The 19021-nt window shown below is 70.8% G+C and carries 11 protein-coding genes; 6 read left to right on the forward strand and 5 right to left on the reverse strand.

Annotated features, from left to right (window positions below; all coding sequences use genetic code 11):
• Positions 1-88 precede the first annotated feature (88 nt).
• Positions 89-4645: a hybrid sensor histidine kinase/response regulator gene (locus tag J2X20_RS11710; protein ID WP_310264687.1), complete on the reverse strand. Its 4557-nt coding sequence runs from the start codon at positions 4643-4645 to the stop codon at positions 89-91.
• A 335-nt stretch (positions 4646-4980) separates the two neighbouring features.
• Positions 4981-6996 (reverse strand): transketolase, encoded by a 2016-nt coding sequence (gene tkt / locus J2X20_RS11715; protein WP_310264690.1) that lies wholly within the window; start codon positions 6994-6996, stop codon positions 4981-4983.
• Between the two features lie 112 nt (positions 6997-7108).
• Between tkt and J2X20_RS11720 the strand changes: the two genes are divergently transcribed.
• A complete protein-coding gene (locus J2X20_RS11720; RefSeq protein WP_310264692.1) occupies positions 7109-7729 on the forward strand; it encodes a hemerythrin domain-containing protein in 621 nt (206 codons plus the stop codon).
• Here the strand turns inward: J2X20_RS11720 and J2X20_RS11725 are convergent.
• From J2X20_RS11725 to J2X20_RS11735, 3 genes are all read right to left on the reverse strand, one after another.
• A complete protein-coding gene (locus tag J2X20_RS11725; protein ID WP_310264694.1) occupies positions 7714-10743 on the reverse strand; it encodes a P-loop NTPase fold protein in 3030 nt (1009 codons plus the stop codon). The genes J2X20_RS11720 and J2X20_RS11725 overlap by 16 nt on opposite strands.
• A gap of 39 nt (positions 10744-10782) precedes the next feature.
• The gene (locus J2X20_RS11730) at positions 10783-13908 is read right to left on the reverse strand and encodes a diguanylate cyclase (RefSeq protein ID WP_310264696.1); all 3126 of its coding nucleotides are present in this window, start codon (positions 13906-13908) and stop codon (positions 10783-10785) included.
• Positions 13909-13974: 66 nt separating this feature from the next.
• Positions 13975-14955, reverse strand: a complete 981-nt coding sequence (locus J2X20_RS11735) for a potassium channel beta subunit family protein (protein ID WP_310264699.1) — start codon at positions 14953-14955, stop codon at positions 13975-13977.
• A gap of 121 nt (positions 14956-15076) precedes the next feature.
• On the opposite strand from J2X20_RS11735, the gene J2X20_RS11740 reads away from it, so the two are divergent.
• From J2X20_RS11740 to J2X20_RS11760, 5 genes are all read left to right on the forward strand, one after another.
• The gene (locus J2X20_RS11740) at positions 15077-15820 is read left to right on the forward strand and encodes a substrate-binding periplasmic protein (RefSeq protein WP_310264701.1); all 744 of its coding nucleotides are present in this window, start codon (positions 15077-15079) and stop codon (positions 15818-15820) included.
• Positions 15821-15828: 8 nt separating this feature from the next.
• A complete protein-coding gene (locus J2X20_RS11745) occupies positions 15829-16557 on the forward strand; it encodes a transporter substrate-binding domain-containing protein (protein ID WP_310264704.1) in 729 nt (242 codons plus the stop codon).
• Positions 16558-16561: 4 nt separating this feature from the next.
• Positions 16562-17743 (forward strand): FAD-dependent monooxygenase, encoded by a 1182-nt coding sequence (locus J2X20_RS11750; protein ID WP_310264706.1) that lies wholly within the window; start codon positions 16562-16564, stop codon positions 17741-17743.
• A 262-nt stretch (positions 17744-18005) separates the two neighbouring features.
• Positions 18006-18398 (forward strand): GNAT family N-acetyltransferase, encoded by a 393-nt coding sequence (locus tag J2X20_RS11755; RefSeq protein WP_310264708.1) that lies wholly within the window; start codon positions 18006-18008, stop codon positions 18396-18398.
• Positions 18399-18409: 11 nt separating this feature from the next.
• A complete protein-coding gene (locus J2X20_RS11760) occupies positions 18410-19018 on the forward strand; it encodes a hypothetical protein (RefSeq protein ID WP_310264711.1) in 609 nt (202 codons plus the stop codon).
• Positions 19019-19021: the final 3 nt, after the last annotated feature.

A 19021-nucleotide genomic window follows, 5' to 3' on the forward strand; every position in this document is an offset into this window, starting at 1 on the left:
GTGGTCGTTGCAGCAGATCAATGAATCGCCACACCGGTCGCCCGGGCGCCATTTTGGCCCGGCAGGCCGCGCCGGGCCGTCTGCGCGTTCAGCTCAAACCCTTCTCGTTCAACTGGGCCAGCACCGCGGCGAGTTCGCGCTCCACGGCCTGCAGCAGTGGTTCCAGGGCCGCCGCTTCGGCATCTGGACTGCAGGCTTGTTCCAGCGCAGCGGCGGCGCGCTGCAGGGCCGGCATCCCCAGGCTGCCCGCGACGCTCTTCAGGTCGTGCGCGCAGCGCAAGGCGGCCTTGCCATCGTCCCGCTCAAGCGCGGCGCGGAAGCGGGCGACGACGTCACTCTCGCGCTGGCGGAACAGCAGCAGCAGGCGCCGATACAGCGCCTCGTCGCCCATCAGCGCGGCCACGCCGGCGCGCATGTCCAGGGCCACGGGCGGCGCCTGCGGCCTGGGAGCGGGCTGCGCCGGACGCACCCAGCGCGCCAGCGTGGCGAACAGGTCATCGACGCGGATAGGCTTGGCCACGTGGTCGCTCATGCCGGCTTCCAGCGCCTTCTGGCGATCGCCGGCCATGGCGTCGGCCGTCATCGCGATCACCGGCAGGTCCTGCAGTTCAGGGCGGCGGCGCAGCGCGCGCGTCGCTTCGTAGCCGTCCATGACGGGCATCTGGCAATCCATCAGCACGGCGTCGAAGCGCTCGCGTGCGAGGGTGTTCAGCGCCTCCTGACCATCGCCGGCGATGTTGACGACGATGCCGGCGCGGTTCAGCAGATCACGCGCGAGCTCCTGGTTGATGGGGTTGTCCTCGACCAACAGGACACGTGCACCGGCCAGCCCCGCCTGGCGCGCCTGCAGCAGTTCCTGGCGCTGCTCGTTGCGGCTGAGCCCGGCTCGCGGACGACCCAGCACATTGGCGCAAGCGTCCAGCAGGCCCGAGGGCGTGACCGGCTTGGCCAGCAGCCCTGCCACCGCCAGCCCGCGGGCGGTGAGCTGGCGCTCGGCCTCGTCGCGGCTGAAGGCGGTCACCATCAGCACCGTCGGCGGGGCGTGCCGGTCGGCCGCCTGCGCCAGCCGTTCCAGGCAGCCGATGCCGTCCAGGCCCGGCATGTGCCAGTCGAGCAGCAGCAGCCTGAACGGCCGGTCCTCGGCGTCGGCCCGCGCCACGGCCTGCAGCGCCGCAGCGCCGTCGGCCGCCGTCTCGACCTGCAGGCCGAAGGCCGCGGCCAGCGTGCGCAGCAGCTCGCGCGCCGCCGGGTGATCGTCGACGACGAGCACGCGCATGCCCTGCAGTTCGGCATCCTGCGGCTCCGGCGCGGCCTCGGGCTGCAGGCCCAGCGGCAGGCTGAAGTGGAAGCAGCTGCCGCGGCCGGGCTCGCTGTCGACCCCGATCTCGCCGCCCATGCGCTCCACCAGGTGGCGGCAGATCGCCAGCCCGAGCCCGGTGCCGCCATAGCGCCGGCTGGTCGACGCGTCGGCCTGCGTGAAGGGCTGGAACAGCCGCGCGCACGCGTCGGGCGCGAGGCCGATGCCGGTGTCGCGCACCTCGAAGCGCAGCGTGACGCGCTCGCCTTCGCGCGCCGTCTCGGCCACCGCCACCGTGACCTCGCCCCGCTCGGTGAACTTGACCGCGTTGTTGCTCAGGTTCAGCAGGATCTGGCCCAGCCGCGAAGGGTCGCCGACAAGCGCGGTCGGCAGCCCGGGCGGCAGCGCAAACAGCAGCTCCAGGCCCTTCTCCTCGGCGCGCATGCCCACCAGCGTGGCGAGCTGGTCGAGCACGTCACCAAGCCGGAACGGGATCTCCTCGATCTCCAGCCGGCCGGCTTCGATCTTCGAGAAGTCGAGGATGTCGTTGATGATGCCGAGCAGCGACTCGGCCGCGCGGTGCACCTTGTCGACGTAGTTGCGCTGGCGCGCATCCAAGCCGGTCTGCAGCGCCAGGTAGGACATGCCGAGGATGGCATTCATCGGCGTGCGGATCTCATGGCTCATGTTGGCCAGGAACTCGCTCTTGGCACGGGTGGAGGCTTCGGCGGCGTGCTGGGCATGGGCCAGCTCTTCGGTGCGCTCGCGCACGCGCTGCTCCAGCCCTTCCTCCACCTCGCGCGCGACGCGGGCCCGCTCGTTGAGCCGCGCCTGAAGCGCGATCTCGAAATGGCGGTGCAATTGGCGCACCCGCAGGCGGTAGGCGATCCAGAGCGCCGCCAGCAGCAGGATGGCGAACCCGGCACGGAAGTACCAGGTCGCATACCACGGCGGCGGCACGTGGATCTTCAGCGGCACCGCGCTCCCGCTCCAGTCGCCACGGGTGCCGCGCGCCTGGACGAGGAAGGTGTAGTCGCCCGGCGGCAGCATCGTGTACGTCGCGCTGCGCCGCGTGCCGTCCGTGTCGTTCCACTTCGTCTCGAAACCCTCGAGCCGGTAGCGGTAGCGCGTGTGCGCCGGATCCACGTAGTTCAGGGCGGCGAAGTCGAAGGACACGATGTTGCGCGGCTCCAGCTCCAGCGAGGATGCGGCCCAGATCGGCTGCTTCAGCGGCCCGTTGCCCGGCAGCACCGGCTCGCCGAACAGGCGGAAGTCAGTCAGCAGCACCGGCAGCGCGGGCTTGCGGTCGACGACCTGGCCGGGGAAGAACGCCACCAGCCCCTTCTGCGAGCCGAAGAACAACTCGCCGCGCGAGCTCCTGGCGGCCACCACGGGCACGGTGAACCGGTCGGTCAACAGGCCGTCGGAGGCGCGGTAGTTCGTGAAGGCCTCGGTGCGCGGATCGAACCGTGACAGCCCGTTCGGCGTGCTGACCCACAGCTGCCCGTCGTCATCCTCCAGGATGCCCACCACGCTGTCCGCGAGGAGGCCGGCGCCCGAGCCGTACGAGGTGAACGTTCCATCGCGCGGGTCGAACTTGACCAGCCCGCGGAAGGTCGCGACCCACAACGTTCCGGCACGGTCGACGTGGACGGCGTTGACGCGGTGATGGCCGGGCGGCTGCGCGGCGCGGAGTTCCTGGTCGAAGACCTTGAAGCTGCCCGTGCGTGGATCAAAACGCTGCAGGCCATGCGACGAGGTCGCCAGCCACAGCATGCCGCTGGCGTCCTCCGAGATGGAGCGGTACTGGACGAGGGTTCCGGGTTGCGGACTGAAGGTCGAGAACTTGTCCGTCGCCGGCTCCCAGCGGCTCAGACCGAAGTCCGTGGCGACCCACAAGGTGTCGCCCCGGTCGACCCACAAGGCCGCGATACGGTCGTGGTTCAGCGAGCGCGGGTCCGACGCGGCGTGGGTGTACGTCGTGTACTGCCCCGACTGCCTGTCCAGGCGGACCAGGCCGTTGCCGAAGGTGCCAAACCAGAGATGGCCTGCGCGGTCCGCCGCGATCGCCCTGACGCCCCGGGCGAAGACCGGCAGCTCGATCTGCGTCACCCGGTCGTTCGTGCGGTCGACGCGGTTCAGGCCTCGGTCGGTGCCGATCCACAGCGTCTGGTCATCTTCGGCGTAGGCCGCCGTCACCGAGCCCTTGCCAAGGCTGTGCGGGTCCGCCTGCTGGTGGCGGTAGGACCGGAAACGCGGACGCTCGGTGTCGAAGCGGTAGACGGCCCCCGAGCGCGTCGTCGACCAGAAGCTGCCGTCACGATCCCGGAACACGCCGGCCACGAGGTCGCCGCGCAAGCCATCGGGGTCGTCCGGGTCACCCTGGTATCCGATCGCCTGCGTGCGGTCCGGCGCCAGCTTCACGAGCCCGAGCTTGTTGGTGCCCAGCCAGAGTGCCCGGTCGTCGCCCTCCTGGATGGACACGACGCCGGAGGACGCGTCCGGCCGCAGCCCGCCCCCCCTGAACGCATAGACCGTGACCTCGCCGCTGGCCACGTCGACCGAGGCGAGGTCCCCGCCGGAGGACAGGCCGAACCACAGCGTTCCGCGGCTGTCGAGAAAGGGCTTGGACGGGAATCCGGTGGCAACGAACTTGCGCCCGGAGCGGGTTTCAAGCTTGATATGGCGCGTGACCTTGCCCGAGCGCCGGTCCAGCACGTGCAGGCCCTCGGTGCTCGTGACCCAGAGCGTGCCGTCGCGCAGCGCCAGCGTCGCGATGACACGCGTCTCGCCGAGACCGGGTGTGTGGCGCGGCCTGTGGCAAGTCGTCTTCGACGTGACCGGGTCCAGGGCCGTCACGCCGTCGTCCGTCGCCAGCCAGACCACGCCGTCCTCATCCTCGCTGATGTCGTGGGTGATCGCGACGGTCCCGCAGGCCTCGTTGGGTGAGCGGTATTGCGTGAAGCTGCCGGTCGCGGGGTCATAGCGACTGAGCGAATCGTCGGCGCCGATCCACAGCCGGCCCGCACGATCCTTGATGAACGACTGGCCGATGATGTAGCCGACGCCGTTCGCCCGCGGGCCCTCGGGGACCTTCATGAAATCGTAGCCGTCGTAGCGCCGCAATCCGTCCGCGGCGCTCAGCCACAGGAAGCCGAACTCGTCCTGCACCACCCGCTGGGCTGCAACGGAAGCGGGCGGCGACGGCAGAGGGTAGAAGGGAATCGGCGGGCCGGCGACAAGCGCCACCTCGACGACGCTGATGTCTTGCGCCTGGGCGGGCCCGCCGCTGGCGATCGAGGCAAGAGCGGCGAACGATGCGACGAAGCTATGGAGCCAACTCGTCATACGCCGGCTGCCTCCGCGCCAGGGCGCGGCCGCCTGGACGCGCGCGCAAGAAGTCTTCAGTCGCCATCATCTGCCCTCCGGACCTCCCAGAAATCAGGACTGATTGGACTTCTTCGCGGGAGTTTTGCCCATCGGCATTCACCCCGCACCGCCGGCTCGTGCCGGTGCCGGGCATTTGGAGGGCGGCCAACGCGTTCGGCACCTCGCGCCGCTGGCTCTCCAGCACCCCACCGCGCCCTGGGCGCGACTGCGCTGGCAGGCCCGCGGCGCCGCCGCAGGCCTTGATGTGCACCGTCAGGCCGTCGCCGCGCGCGGGCCGGGCGCGACGGCTTGCATCACTTCTTCTTCAGCACCGCCTTGACCGTGGCGGCGACGTTTTCCGGCGTGAAGCCGAAGTGCTTGAACAGCACGCCGGCCGGGGCCGATTCGCCGAAGCTGTCGATGCCGACGACGGCGTCCACGCCGTACTTCCACCAGAAGTCGCTGACGCCCATCTCGACGGCCACGCGCGGCAGGCCCTTGGGCAGCACGCTCTTCTTGTAGTCCTTGTCCTGGCGGTCGAAGACATTGGTCGACGGCATGGAGACGACGCGCACCTTGATGCCCTCCTCGGCCAGCAGGGCCTTGGCGGCCATGGCCAGCTGCACTTCCGAGCCGGTGGCGATGATGACGGCCTTGGCCTTGCCCTTGGCCGGCTCGGCCAGCACATAGGCACCCTTGGCGATCTCGTCCACATTCGTCTTGGGCGAGTAGGCCAGGTTCTGGCGGGAGAGCGCCAGCAGGCTGGGGCGCTGGGCATTGCCCAGGGCCATGGTCCAGGCGACCACCGTCTCGGTCGTGTCGGCCGGGCGCCAGACGTCCAGGCCAGGGATCAGGCGCAGCGAAGCGACATGCTCGATGGACTGGTGGGTCGGGCCGTCTTCACCGAGGCCGATGGAGTCGTGGGTCATCACGTGGATGACGCGGGTCTTCATCAGCGCGGCCATGCGGATGGCGTTGCGGCTGTAGTCGCTGAAGGTCAGGAAGGTGCCACCATAGGGGATGAAGCCGCCGTGCAGGGCGATGCCGTTCATGATGGCGGCCATGCCGAACTCGCGCACGCCGTAGTTGATGTGGCGGCCGTTGTTGGGCGTGCCGTCGGCGGCGATGCGCAGGGCCGGCGTGCTGGACGTGTTGGTCAGGTTGGAGCCGGTCAGGTCGGCGCTGCCGCCCAGCATCTCGGGCAGCTTCAGCGTGAAGGCTTCCAGGGCCAGCTGGCTGGCCTTGCGGCTGGCGACGGTCTGGGCCTCGGCATGGGCCTTGACGACGGCATCGACGGCGATCTGGGCAAAGTCGGCGGGCAGCACGCCGGCCATGCGGCGCTGGAATTCGGCGGCCAGCTCGGGGTGGGCTTCGGCATAGGCGTCGAAGCGCACGTCCCATTCGGCCTCGGCGCGGTCGCCGGCCGACTTGGCATCCCACGCCGTGTAGACCTCGGGCGGCACGACGAAGGGCTCGTGGGTCCAGCCGAGAGCCTCGCGGGTCAGCTTGATCTCCTCGGCGCCCAGCGGCTCGCCATGGGCCTTGCTCGTGTTGGCGCGGTTGGGGCTGCCCTTGCCGATGGCCGTCTTGGCGATGATCAGCGTCGGCTTGTCCTTGCTCTTCCTGGCCTTGGCGATGGCCTTGTCGACGGCGTCGATGTCATGGCCGTCCACCGGGCCGACGACATTCCAGCCATAGGCCTCGAAGCGCTTGGCAGTGTCGTCGCCAAACCAGGGGGCGACCTGGCCGTCGATGGAGATGCCGTTGTCGTCGTAGACGGCGATCAGCTTGTTCAGCTTCCACGAAGCAGCCAGGGCGGCCGCTTCGTGCGAGATGCCTTCCATCAGGCAGCCGTCGCCGAGGAAGACATAGGTGTGGTGGTTGACGATCTCATGGCCGTCGCGGTTGAAGTCGCGCGCCATCAGCTTCTCGGCCAGGGCCAGGCCGACGGCGTTGGTCACGCCCTGGCCCAGCGGGCCCGTCGTCGTCTCGATGCCGACGGTGATGCCCACTTCGGGGTGGCCGGGGGTCTTGCTGTGCAGCTGGCGGAAGGCCTTCAGCTCCTCGATGGGCAGCTCATAGCCCGTCAGGTGCAGCAGCGCGTAGATCAGCATGGAGCCGTGGCCGTTGGACAGCACGAAGCGGTCGCGGTCGGCCCAGTGCGGGTTGGCCGGGTTGTGCTTCAGATGACGCGCCCACAGCGCCACGGCGATGTCGGCCATGCCCATCGGGGCGCCGGGGTGGCCGGAGTTGGCCGCCTGCACGGCGTCCATCGCCAGCGCGCGGATCGCATTGGCCATGAGAGTGGGGGAGGCGGTCGTGACGGTCATGGCCGGGGCTTTCTTGGGCTGGAAGGGCAAAGCCCGGGATTTTACGGGGGTGCTTGGCCGCGGCTTGATCCAACGCAATACCAGTTGTCCTTTCCGGCGCGACGCTTGAGGCATGTCTCCCACGCCCATGCCCCTGGCCGTGCGCGTCATCCGCGCCGAGCACGACGCCCTCGCAGCCATGCTGCGCACGCTGCCGCTGCTGCTGGCTGCCCAGCGCCGGGCCGGCACGCCGCCCGACTTCGGCGCGCTGCGGGCCATGCTGTTCTATGTCGACGAATTTCCGGAACGCTTGCATCACAAAAAGGAAAGCAAGCTGCTCTTTCCCAAGCTGCGCGCGCTGGCGCCCGAGCTGCGCGACACGCTGGACGACCTGGAGGTCGACCATGCCCAGGGCGAACGCGCCATCCGCGAGCTGCAGCACAGCCTGCTGGCCTGGGAGCAGATGGGCGCGGCGCGGCGCGACAAGTTCGAGCAGCAGCTGGGCGTGTACTCGGCGCGTTATCTGCGTCACATGAAGCGCGAAGAGACCGAGATCCTGCCGCTGGCGGCGCGGGTGTTCCGCCCCAACGACTGGGCCGAACTGGACGAGGCCTTCGGCAGCCACCAGGATCCGCTGGCGCCACGCGCGGGCCAGCCGGTGGACGAGGCCTATGCGCCGCTGCGCCAGCGCATCCTGGCCGCCCTGCCGGAGCCCTTCGGCTGGGGGCCGCCCCTGGATCAGGCCGGCGGCTGATCCACGCCGGTGCGGGCGCGCACGATGAAGCGAAAGCCCATGTCGTCGCGGTCGGCGTTGCGGCCGACGCGTTCCACGGCGGCGGAACGGGTTTGCTCGATGCGCGTGCGGAAGGACCCGCCCCGCACGGCATGCCAGGTGCTCTCGATGCCCGGTGGCCCTTCGGGGTCGAGCCACGACTCCGCCGTGCGCTGTCCGTCGTCCAGCAGGTCACGGCACAGCTCGGCCACATTGCCATGCATCTGGAAGAAGCCCCAGGCATTGGGTCCCAGGCCCGCCACCGGCAGAGCCGTCGAGCTGGCGGCGTGCACATGCTGAGGCCCCACCTCGTTGCCAAAAGCCCAGGCCGTGCGGCTGCCGGCGCGGCAGGCGGCTTCCCACTCGGCTTCACTGGGCAGGCGGCATTCGCAGCCTGGCAGCGCCTGCCCCAGCCGGGTGAGGAATCCTTCGATGTCCGCGGCGCTGATGCCGGTCATGGGCAGGTTTCCGTCACCCGTCGCCACCGTCCCCATCACGCGCGACCACAGCGCCACCGAGCAGGCCGTGTTGGCCATCCAGAAGCCGCGACTCAGGCTGATGGTGCGCAGTTCGCCCTCCTCCGGCGGCCCCTTGGGCGAGCCCATGGCCGACTTGCCCGCGGGCACCCAGCGCAGGCGTTGCTCCAGGTCGCCGAGGTGGATGGCGGCGTGCACGCCGTAGCGCTCGTCCGAGCCGAAGCTGAGCCCTGGGCGCCCCTCGCCGCTTTCCAGATGGTGGGTCGCGCAGGCCCAGCCGCGCGGGATATGCCACTCGGCCGCCGAATGGCTGCGCACCGTCTCCAGCCAGACCTCCTGGCCCGCGACGAACGCGGGCGCCAGCAGGCCGACGTTGCCGTCGCCAACGCGCACATCCTGGGCCCAGTCGGGCCGCTTGAGGACGCGCTGCACGGGGGCGCCGAAATCGCGCAGCAGGTCGAAGGCCGCCACCTGCGACAGATGGGGCCGCAGCTCCTGCAGCAGGAACTGGGTCGCATCGGCCGGCGCGCCGCGCTGGACCCAGGCATCCACCTGCTCCATCAAACGGCTGGCGCGCAGCTGGCCCCATAGCGCGTACGAGATGACGCGGCCGCTCATGGCCGCACCCTCGCGCGACAGCGCGACGCGCACCAGTTCCAGCTCGCCCGAGTTCACCGCCTCCACCAGCGCCCGCTCGTTCTCCAGGCGGGCCTCCAGCGGTGCCGTCGTCGGCATGGCCGGCTCGACGGGCTCGATGACGCCGCCCGCCTGGGGCTGGGTAGGCGCCGGCGCCGCGGCGGCCGGCGCGATGACGGGGCCTGCGGCGGCCGGCATCTCGGCCGTCACGGGCGGCACGGCCATTTCAGCAGGCACGGCGACAGCCGGGGTGGCCGCCGCCACGGGTGGCACGGCCGCCGCGGCTTCCGCCGCTGCTTCGACTTCGGTGAACACCATGAGCGCCCCGAGCTGGGCTCCCGTCAGCGCCGCCTTCTCGTGCAATTCACCGACGCGCGCCAGCAGCTCCAGCAGGTCGAAGCCCGAGCGGTTGAGCATGACGGCCTCGCACAGATCGGGCAGTCGCATCAGCACGAGGCGGTATTGCAGCTGGGCCGGCGAATCCACGGCCAGCACCTGCTGCTGCAGGGCCTTGCGCAGGCCGGCCACGTCGCGGAACAGCGCGTCGGTGCGCCAGTCGGCCAGCGTGATGAGCAGCCGCGCGCCATGCAGGCGCAGATAGCGATACAGGGCAGGCGCGAACAGCTGCAGCGCGCAGACGATGGCCAGCCACTCGCGGCGGCGCGGCGTCTTGGCGTCGCCGGCCCCGAGGGACTCGGCCAGGGCCAGCAGCGCGGTCATGCGGTGCAGCTTGCGCGGCACGCCGGGCGTGACGGCAGCCACCAGCGTGGCGAGGTCGTTGGCCTGGGCCGAGGCGTCGGCGAACCAGTCCGGCCACTTGCCGGCCAGGAAGTCGCGCGCCGCGGCACCCGTGGGCCGGGGCAGGCGCACCGGCAGATGCACCAGCTTCTCGAGGTACTCGGCGCCGGTGATGGGCGTCATGCCCTCCTTGCCCTGCAGGGAATAGTCGCGGTAGCGATGCGCGATGCCGCGCTCGACCACTTCCTCGTCCAGGGCCAGCACGAAGGCGCAGCCCTCCACCTCGAGGAACAGCTTGATGGCCTCCAGCACCTCGACGGCCTTGTCGGGCAGGCAGCGGTCGAGGTCGTCGACGAGAAAGACGAGGTTGACCTGGAAGTCCTGGTCCTTGGGCGTCTCGCCGGTCCCGAGCCAGATGCCGAGCCGGCGCAGCCCGTAGTTCAGGCGCGGCCACCAGCCCAGGCCGCCGTATTTCAGGCGCTCGCGATGCAAGGCCAGGGCCTTGGGATTGCGGCCCGTCACGGCCTTCAGATGCTCGAGGAAGTCGTAGTAGAGGCTGTTCAGCTGGTTGACCGGCGTCTGCAGCAGGCGCTCGCGCTTGAGGGCCTCGCGGCGCAGGCGCCAACGCTCCCAGAAGGGCGGCTCGGGCTTGTTCGGGTCCTTCTTCAGCTCCGGCAGCTTGAAGACCACGCCCTGGGTCGCCAGCGCCGTCTGCAGCAACTCGCGGCCGCCATGCTGGTAGACGGTCTGGGCCAGTTCGCCGAGCAGGATGAAGCGGTCCGACAGGCGCTCGGCGCGGCGGATGTCCTCGGGGACGCTGGCCTCCAGCGCCTTGCTCAAGCATTGCTGGGCCACGCGCAGCAGCGGCACCAGCAGATGCTCCTCGCGCTCATAGCGCCAGGCGTTGAAGGGCACGACGACATTGAGGGCGGTCTGGCCATCGCCCGGGGACAGCGAGCCGGCCACCGTCTGCAGCAGCCGGCTCTTGCCCGCGCCCCATTCGCCGAAGACGCCGATGACCAGGGCCGGCTCGGTGCTGCTGCCGGCACCGGGCTGCAGGCTGGCCTCCAGCGCGGCGACGAGGCGCCGCGCCACGGCCGCATGGCCGAAGGACAGCGGCGCGGAAGCGGCGGCGGGCGCTTGCATGGCGGCGATGTTAGGAAGCGCCGCCCGCCGAAGCCAGCCCTAGCTGCGGCCCGAGCGCAGCAGCGTCAGCCGGCCGCTGGCGGCCCAGGCCTCCAGGGGCCGGCGGATGTCCTGGCGCAGCTCGTCCTCGCTGCCGGCCGTGGCCTGCAGCAGGCCGACCCAGGCGTTGCGGCCGGTGTCCTTGGCGTCGTAGAGGGCCGCGTCGGCCAGGTCGATGGCGGCATGCCAGTCCAGCGCGCGCGGCAGCCGGGTGCACAAGGGGAAGGCAGAGAAGCCGACCGAGCAGGTCAGGACCAGGTTCAGGCCGCCGCCCAGCTCGAAGGCCTGGGCCGAGACGGCCTGGCGGGCGCGCTCGGCGAGCTCGGCGGCACGCCGGCGCGGCGTGCCGCGGGCGACGATGAGGAACTCCTCGCCGCCCCAGCGCACCAGGTAGTCGGTGGCACGGAAGACCTGCTCCAGGCGCCCGCGCATCTGCTCCAGCACGGCGTCGCCGGCCATATGCCCATGGGCGTCGTTGATGCGCTTGAAGTGGTCGATGTCGATGAGGAAGAACAGCAGGTCCTGCTCGTTGTCGGGGTCCTGGGCCGCCGGGGGTTCGTAATGGCGCAGCGTCATGGCCACGTCGGCTGGCATCTGGCGGTCCAGGAAGCGGCGGTTGCGCAGGCCGGTCAGCGGGTCGGTCAGACTGGCCTCTTCCAGCTCGATGGACTTGCGGTGCAGCTCGGCGGTGGCAGCTTCCAGCGCCTCGGTGCGCTCGTGCACACGCGCCTCCAGCACGCGGCGGTGGCGCAGCAGCAGCCGGGTGCGCATGCGTACGATCAGGGCCACCAGCAGCACGGCGGCGACGACGGCCCCGGCCATGGCCCAGCGCGTCTGCCACCAGGCGGCGCGCACGTCGATGCCGATCTTCAGTTCGTTGACGCTCCAGGCGCCGTCGCGGTTGCTGCCCTGCACCTGCAGCTGGTAGTAACCCGGCGCGAGATTGGTATAGGCCGCCGTGCGGCCCAGCAGGCCGGCGTCTATCCAGGCGGCGTCCAGGCCCTGCAGACGGTAGCGATAGCGGTTGCGGCTGGGCTGGCTGTAGTCCAGCGAAGCGAAAGCCAGGCTCAGGCCGCGTTCGCCGGGGGCCAGCACGATGTCGGCGCCGCCCACGGGCAGGGGACGCTCCGCGCCGTCGACGCGCAATTCCGAGACGACCAGCGGCGGCTTGTAGGTCCAGGGCGAGAAGCGGTCGGGGTCGATGACGAGCAGGCCGCGGGCGCCACCGAACAGCATGCGGCCGTCGTCCAGCTTGGCGTAGGCGCGGAACCAGCCGGTGCCGAGGTCGGCGCCATCCGCCGCGCCGAGTTCGCGGCGCTCGCCGGTGCGCGGGTCGTACATATTGCGCTGCGACCAGATGCGGCCCTGCTTGTCGAACAGCAGGTTGGCGCCAAAGGCGCCACCGATGTCGGAGGCGCCGACGACTTCGAAGCGCGCCTTCTTGCCGTCGCTGTCGATGAGGCGGTGCAGGCCGGTGCCGGTGTCCACCCACAGGCGCCCGGCCAGGTCGACGGCCATGCCCAGCACGGTCTGGCCGGTCAGGCCCTTGGGCTCCACCCATTCGGCCACGGGTTCGTCCGAGCCCGGCTTGGCGACGCGGAACAGGCCGGCCGCCCCGCCCGCCCACAGACTGCCGTCGGGCAGGATCGCGAAGGCATTGACTTCGCCGGTGCCGCCCACCAGCCCGGCCGTCGGGATGGCGCGCATCTGCGGGTGTCCGGGCGTCCAGCGCATCAGGCCGTCCAGCGTGGCGATCCACAGCGCGCCGTCTTCCGTCGCCTGGAAGCGCCGCGGCACGGCATTGCCGCTGCGCAGCGTCTCCTTCCAGCGGCCTTGCGTGTCGAAGCGCAGCAGCTGGGTGTCGATGGCGACCCAGACCGAGCCGTCCTTGCTCTGCCCCAGCGCATTGACCCGGCCCGAAGGCAGGCCGCCGCCGCCTTGGGCCACCAGGCCCAGCGGCATCAGGTCGCGGTCGCGGCGCTCGATGCCACCGGCCAGCGTGCCCAGCCAGATCTCGCCGTTGTCCAGCTGCAGGATGCTGCGCACGTCCAGGCCGCCGGAGACCGAGCCGATGGCCTCGCGCACCATGGACAGGCCCGGCAGCGACGGCACATGGCGCATCAGGCCGCCGCCATAGCTGCCGGCCCAGACGGTGCCGGAAGGGTCACGCATCAGCGCGCGCACATCGCTGCGCGGTGCGGTGCCGGCGCCGGTGGCCGGCAGGCGCTCGATCAGGGCGCCGTCGGTGGCGCGGCGGCGCGACACGCCCGAGGCATCGCCGAACCACAGCTCATCGGCATCGGGCTGGGCCATGGCCATGACGGGCCAGACCCCCGAGGTGGCACCGGGTTGTGCGCCGGGACTGAAGGGCAAGGGCTGGCCCTGGGGCGACAGGGCCCGCAGCCGGCCCTGGGCCGTGCCGATGATGATGCGGCCGTCCAGCGACTCGCTGATCAGGGTGATGAGCTGGTCCGAGAGGCCGACGTCCAGGGTCTCGATGGGGCCGTCGGCGGCCTTGCGCGCCAGGCCCCGCCAGGTGCCTATCCACAGCGTGCCCTGGCGGTCGACCAGCAGGGTCTGTACGCGCGGGTCGGGCAGGCCGTCTTCCTTGCCGCGCTGGTGGGTGAAGCGCTGGGTCTTGATGTCGAAGCGGTCCAGGCCGCCGCTGCCGCCTATCCACAGCGTGCCGTCCTTCTCCAGCGCGAAGGTGCGCACGGTGTTGGCGGCGGGCGCGGTCTCGTCGGCCGACTTGCCGTCGCGGGCCCAGCGGTCCCAACGGCCGCTGGCCACGTCCAGGCGCACCAGGCCGCTGTTGCCGGCGGCCACCCACATCCAGCCGCGCGGGTCGGGCAGCATGGCGCGCACGAACTGCTCGGGCAGCAGCTGGCCGTCGGGGCCGGCCAGCGGATAGCGGCGGAAGGCATAGCCGTCAAAGCGCAGCAGGCCTTCGGGCGACCCGGCCCACAGCAGGCCACGGGCGTCCAGCGCCAGCGCCGAGACGACGTTGTCCCTGACCGCGCCCGGCTCACCGATGGGTTCGAAGCGCGGCACGACGGCTTGCGCCGCGCCGGCCAACCCAACGGCGATCAGAAGGGCTGCACACCCTTTTGTTATCAAGACCCTCATGCCCGGCATTCTCAGCCAGCAAAAGGCCGCAGCCGGCCGGGTCTTGCCCTCAGATCATGTGAATGATTACTGCGCAAGCGGCTTGGTGATGGCGTCGATGCGCTCCAGCACCTCGGGCGTCAGCTTGGACGTGACCGCCAGCGCGCCGAGGTTGTCATGCAGCTGCTCGATGCGGCTGGCGCCCAGGATGACGGTGGACACGCGCGGGTTGCGGTTGATCCAGGCGATGGCCAACTGGGCGGTGTTGCAGCCCAGCTCGGCGGCGATCTCGGACAGCTTGCCGACGGCGTCGTTCTTGGCCTTGTCCTGCAGCTGCTCGCGCATCCAGCTCATGTTCTCCAGCGCGCCACGGCTGCCGGCCGGGATGCCGGCGCGGTATTTGCCGGTCAGCAGGCCCGAGGCCAACGGGCTCCAGGTCGTCAGGCCCAGACCCGTGTCCTCGTACAAGCGGGCGTATTCCTGCTCGACCTTGCGGCGGTGGAAGAGGTGGTACTGCGGCTGCTCGACGACGGGCTTGTGCAGATGGTGGCGCTCGGCGATCTCCCAGGCGGCGCGGATGTCGCTGGCGCTCCATTCGCTGGTGCCCCAGTACAGCGCCTTGCCCTGGCGGATGATGTCGCTCATGGCCCAGACGGTTTCCTCGATGGGCGTGTTCGGGTCGGGGCGGTGGCAGTAGATCAGGTCCAGGTGCTCGAGCTGCATGCGCCTGAGCGAGCCGTCCACCGCCTGCATCAGGTATTTGCGGTTCAGCGTGTCCTTGCGGTTCACGGTCACGCCGTCACGCTGCAGGCCCCAGAAGAACTTGCTGGAGACGATGTAGTCCAGGCGGTTCCAGCCCAGGGCCTTGAAGGCCTGGCCCATGACGACCTCGCTCTCGCCCTGGGCATAGACCTCGGCGTTGTCGAAGAAGTTGATGCCGGCATCGAAGGCGGCGGCCAGCATCTCGGTGGCGGCCTTGGTGCCGACCTGGTTGTGATACGTGACCCAGGAGCCGAGGGAGAGTTCGGAAACCTGGAGGCCGGCGCGGCCGAGACGGCGGTATTGCATGGAGAGTTCCTGGGGCTGAGATGCGCAAAAGCGACAGCTTAAGCCGGCCCGTCCGTCCTTGTCGGCACGTGGCCACAATGGCCCCAGGCGCACCGCAGGCGGGGCGCGGGACGGGAGATCGATGACGCTGCCGGGACGCGTGTCAAGACGCAGCCTGCTGCTGGTCAGCTTGGCCGGCGTCGGCAGCGCGCGCGCCGGCGAGCCGACCCTGCACGTGCTGGTCGACGGCAGCCTCGAGATGCCCCAGGCCCGGTTCAAGGACGGCCGGCCGGTGGACGGCCTGCAATACCTGCTGGCCGTCGAGCTCGGCCAGCGCCTGGGCCGCGCGGTGCGCTTTCGCCTCGTGCCGCGGCGGCGCATCGCCCAATTGCTGGATCAGGGCCAGGAGGCCGACCTGATCTGCAACTACATCCCCGGCTGGCTGCCCGGGCCGCTGCAATGGAGCCGCCCCTATCTGGACGATGCCGACATGCTGGTCAGCGCCACGCGCCGCCCGGCCCCGGCCCAGCTGCAGGACGTCGCCGGCCAGCGCATCGGCACGGTGTCGGGCTTCCTCTATCCCGAGACCGAGACGGCCCTGGGGTCGGGCTTCGTGCGCGACGACGCCCCCAACCTGATCACGAATCTGCGCAAGCTCGCCTCCGGCCGCATCGACCACGCCATCGTCGGCCGCGTCACCTTCGAATACCTGCAGCGGCGCGGTGAGCTGCCGCTGGAGCTGCACCCGCCGCTTGTGATCGCCAGGCTGCGCACCGCCTGCGCGCTGTCGCCGCGCAGCACCCTGCCCCTGCCCCAGCTCGACGCGGCCCTGGCCGCCATGCAGGCGGACGGCAGCCTGGCGCGCATCGTCGAGCGCTTCCGCTGAGGCTGGCCTTGGGGCTGACTCGGCGCCAACTGCTGCTGGCCGCATGCGCGCCGGCCACGGCGGCCGCGGCGGATGCGCCCCTGGTCGTGCTCGTCGACAGCAGCGTGCAGATGCCCCAGGCCCTGATCCACGACGGCCAGGTTGTGGACGGGCTGCAGCACGACATCGCCGTCGAGATCGGCCAGCGCCTGGGCCGCCCGCTGCGCTTTCGCGTCGTGCCGCGCCGCCGCGTCGGCCCCCTGCTGCTGGCCGGCGAGGAGGCCGACCTCATCTGCACCTATCTGCCCGCCTGGCTGCCCGGGCCGCTGCAGTGGAGCCGGCCTTTCCTGGAGGACGGCGAGCTCCTCGTCACGGCGCGCCGCGGCCCGGCACCCCTGCGGCTGCGGGACGTGGCCGGCCAGCGCATCGGCACCATCGCCGGCTTCGAATACACCGAGGTGGCCGCCGCGCTCGGCAAGGGCTTTCTGCGCGACGACGGCCCCAATCTGCAAAGCCTGCTGCGCAAGCTGGCTCTCGGCCGCGTCGACCACGCCCTGGTCGGCCGCGCCAGCTTCGAATACCTGCTGCGCCGCGGCGAGGTGCCGGTGGCCCTGCACCCGCCCCTGGTCGTGGCCCAGTGGCGCACGGCCTGCGCGCTGTCGCCTCATGCGCCCCTCGCCCTCGCCGATCTGGACGCGGCGCTGGCCGCCCTGCAGGCCGATGGCGGGCTGGCCCGTATCGTCGACAGGTATCGTTGAGCCCATGAAGTTAGCTGTCATCGGCGCGGGGCCTGCCGGCCTCGCCCTCGCCCTTCTGGCCGCCGAACGCCTGGCAGGCACGGAAATCCATCTCTTCGACACCCGCGCCGTGGATCGCGACATCAGCGGCGACGCGCGCACGCTGGCGCTGAACCTCGGCAGCATCCGGCTGCTGCAGCGCCTCTCGGCCTGGCGGCCCGAGTCGGCCCAGGCCATCCAGACCGTGCACGTCAGCCAGGCCCCGCCCTCGCCCATCGCCGGCGAGGTGCGCATCAGCGCCGCCGATCAGGGCCTGCCCCAGCTCGGCGCCGTGCTGCCCTATGGCGCCCTGGTCGCGCCATTGCAGCAGCGCTGGCTGGATCTGGCCGACAGCCAGCGAGACCGGCTGTTCACGCGTTTTTCGACGGCCGTGCATGCCATCCGTTCCGATGCCGGTGGCGTCGAGCTGGACTGCGGCGAAGGGCCGGTGGTGGACCGCTTCGACCTGGCCGTCGTCGCCGAGGGCGGCGTGTTCGCCGAGCAGGACCGCAAATCCATCACCAGCGACTACCACCAGAACGCCTGGGTCGGCCAGGTGCGCCTGGGCGCGCCGGGCCTGCGCGGCCTGGCCATCGAGCGCTTCACGCGCAACGGGCCGCTCGCCCTCCTTCCCCTGCCCGACGACTCGCAAGGCCCGCGCGCGGCTCTGGTCTGGTGCCTGCCCCAGGCCGAGGACGACATCGCCTCGCTGAACGACGCCCAGCGCCTGATCGTCATCCAGCAGCAGCTGCCGGCCGTGGCGGGAACGCTGACCGGCATCTCGCCGCTGAAGTGTTTTCCGCTGGGCCTGAACGCCGAGACGCGGCTGCTGCAGGGCCGGGCCCTGCGCATCGGCAATGCCGCCCAGACCCTGCATCCCGTGGCCGGCCAGGGGCTGAACCTCGGGCTGCGCGATGCCCAGGCCCTGGTGGACGCGCTGCGAGAGGCGAGCGAGACGGCGCAGAGCCTGGACGCCGTGCTGGCTCACATCGACTGGCAGCGTGCGCCGGACCGCTGGCCGATGATCGCCGCCACCGATTTCCTGGCCCGCAGCTTTGCCTGGCGCTTGCCGGGACTGCCGGCGCTGCGGGGGCTGGCCCTGGCCGGGCTGGAGCTGGCGCCGCCGCTGAAGCGCGCTCTCGCCCATCGCATGATGTTTGGAGGCTAGGCATGAGGCCCCTCGTCCAACGCGTACGTTGGCCGGTCTTGCAGACCGCGCTGCGGCATGTGTCCGGCCGAAGCCCCCGAGGGGACGGCGATGCTTGCCGGCTCGACCGGCAAGCACATCGCCAGCCGGGCCGGCTCGGGAACTGGAGTCGGACACAAGCAGTCCCTGCGGACTGCTTGTGCCTACGGAAGGACATGGGCCTCTGGCCCATGGCAGGCCCAGCGCTCGGCCCGCAATACACGACGGCCTCGACGCAAGACTCATGAACATCCGTCCCATCCGGCCCGACGAGATCGAGACGGCGCGGCATCTGCTGGCTGCCAACCACTGGGGCAAACGCGTCGCCGATGCCGGCGTCTTTGCAGAACTGATCCAGCGTTCTCAAATCGCCCTCGTTGCCATCGACGAGGGCCAGGTCGTCGGCTTCCTGCGCGCCATCACCGACGGCCTCTTCAACGGCTATATCTCCATGGTCGTCGTCGCCGGCTCCCACCGGGGCCGCGGCATCGGCAGGGCCCTCGTCCAGGCCGCCATGGGCGACCAGGACGACGTGACCTGGGTGCTGCGCGCCGGCCGCGACGGCGTCAGCACCTTCTACGAAAAGCTCGGCTTCCAGGTCTCCCAGGTGGCCATGGAGCGCAAGCGCAAATCCTGAATCGAGACTCGATGCGACACGCCCTCATGCTGGCCCTGCTGCTGGCCGCCGCCCTGCCCGTCCAGGCCCAGCTCATCCCGGCGACCAAGCCCATCGCCGGCGCCTCGCAGGAGGAATGGTCCAAGCGCTGGTGGCACTGGGCCCTGTCCTTCGACGACGAGGACAGCCCGGTGGCGGACGCCGACGGCAGCCTGTGCGCCAACGGCCAGTCCGGGCCGGTGTGGTTCCTGGCCGGCACCTATGGCAGCCAGCGCGCCGTGCGCAGTTGCCGCATCCCGGCCGGCAAGACCCTGTTCTTCCCGCTGGCCAACTTCATTGCCTTCCCGCCTGACGACGAGCGTGAGGCCTGCGCCTCGCTGATGCTGCGCGCCGAGTCGGCCACCGAGACGCCGGCGGCCCTGGTGCTGGACCTCAACGGCAAACGCTTCGCGGGGCTGGAGGCGCACCGCCAGGCCACCAAGGGCTGCTTCCTTGTCGCACCCGACGACGACGCGCCGGCCGCGGCCAACGGTTATTACGTCGCCCTGGGGCCGCTCAAGCGCGGCCGCTACACGCTGAATTTCGGCGCCATCCTGCCCAGCCTGTCGCAGGCCGTGACCTATACCCTTGATGTCCGTTGACTT

The organism is Roseateles saccharophilus, from assembly GCF_031458095.1.
GTDB lineage: Bacteria > Pseudomonadota > Gammaproteobacteria > Burkholderiales > Burkholderiaceae_C > Pelomonas > Pelomonas saccharophila_A.

Bases quoted from the DNA above. Each gene is read 5' to 3' on its own strand.
- J2X20_RS11755 (WP_310264708.1), top strand. From the start codon at position 18,006: ATGAACATCCGTCCCATCCGGCCCGACGAGATCGAGACGGCGCGGCAT.
- J2X20_RS11740 (WP_310264701.1), top strand. From the start codon at position 15,077: ATGACGCTGCCGGGACGCGTGTCAAGACGCAGCCTGCTGCTGGTCAGC.
- J2X20_RS11760 (WP_310264711.1), top strand. From the start codon at position 18,410: ATGCGACACGCCCTCATGCTGGCCCTGCTGCTGGCCGCCGCCCTGCCC.
- J2X20_RS11720 (WP_310264692.1), top strand. From the start codon at position 7,109: ATGTCTCCCACGCCCATGCCCCTGGCCGTGCGCGTCATCCGCGCCGAG.
- J2X20_RS11750 (WP_310264706.1), top strand. From the start codon at position 16,562: ATGAAGTTAGCTGTCATCGGCGCGGGGCCTGCCGGCCTCGCCCTCGCC.
- tkt (WP_310264690.1), bottom strand. From the start codon at position 6,996: ATGACCGTCACGACCGCCTCCCCCACTCTCATGGCCAATGCGATCCGC.
- J2X20_RS11735 (WP_310264699.1), bottom strand. From the start codon at position 14,955: ATGCAATACCGCCGTCTCGGCCGCGCCGGCCTCCAGGTTTCCGAACTC.
- J2X20_RS11730 (WP_310264696.1), bottom strand. From the start codon at position 13,908: ATGAGGGTCTTGATAACAAAAGGGTGTGCAGCCCTTCTGATCGCCGTT.
- J2X20_RS11710 (WP_310264687.1), bottom strand. From the start codon at position 4,645: ATGACGAGTTGGCTCCATAGCTTCGTCGCATCGTTCGCCGCTCTTGCC.
- J2X20_RS11725 (WP_310264694.1), bottom strand. From the start codon at position 10,743: ATGCAAGCGCCCGCCGCCGCTTCCGCGCCGCTGTCCTTCGGCCATGCG.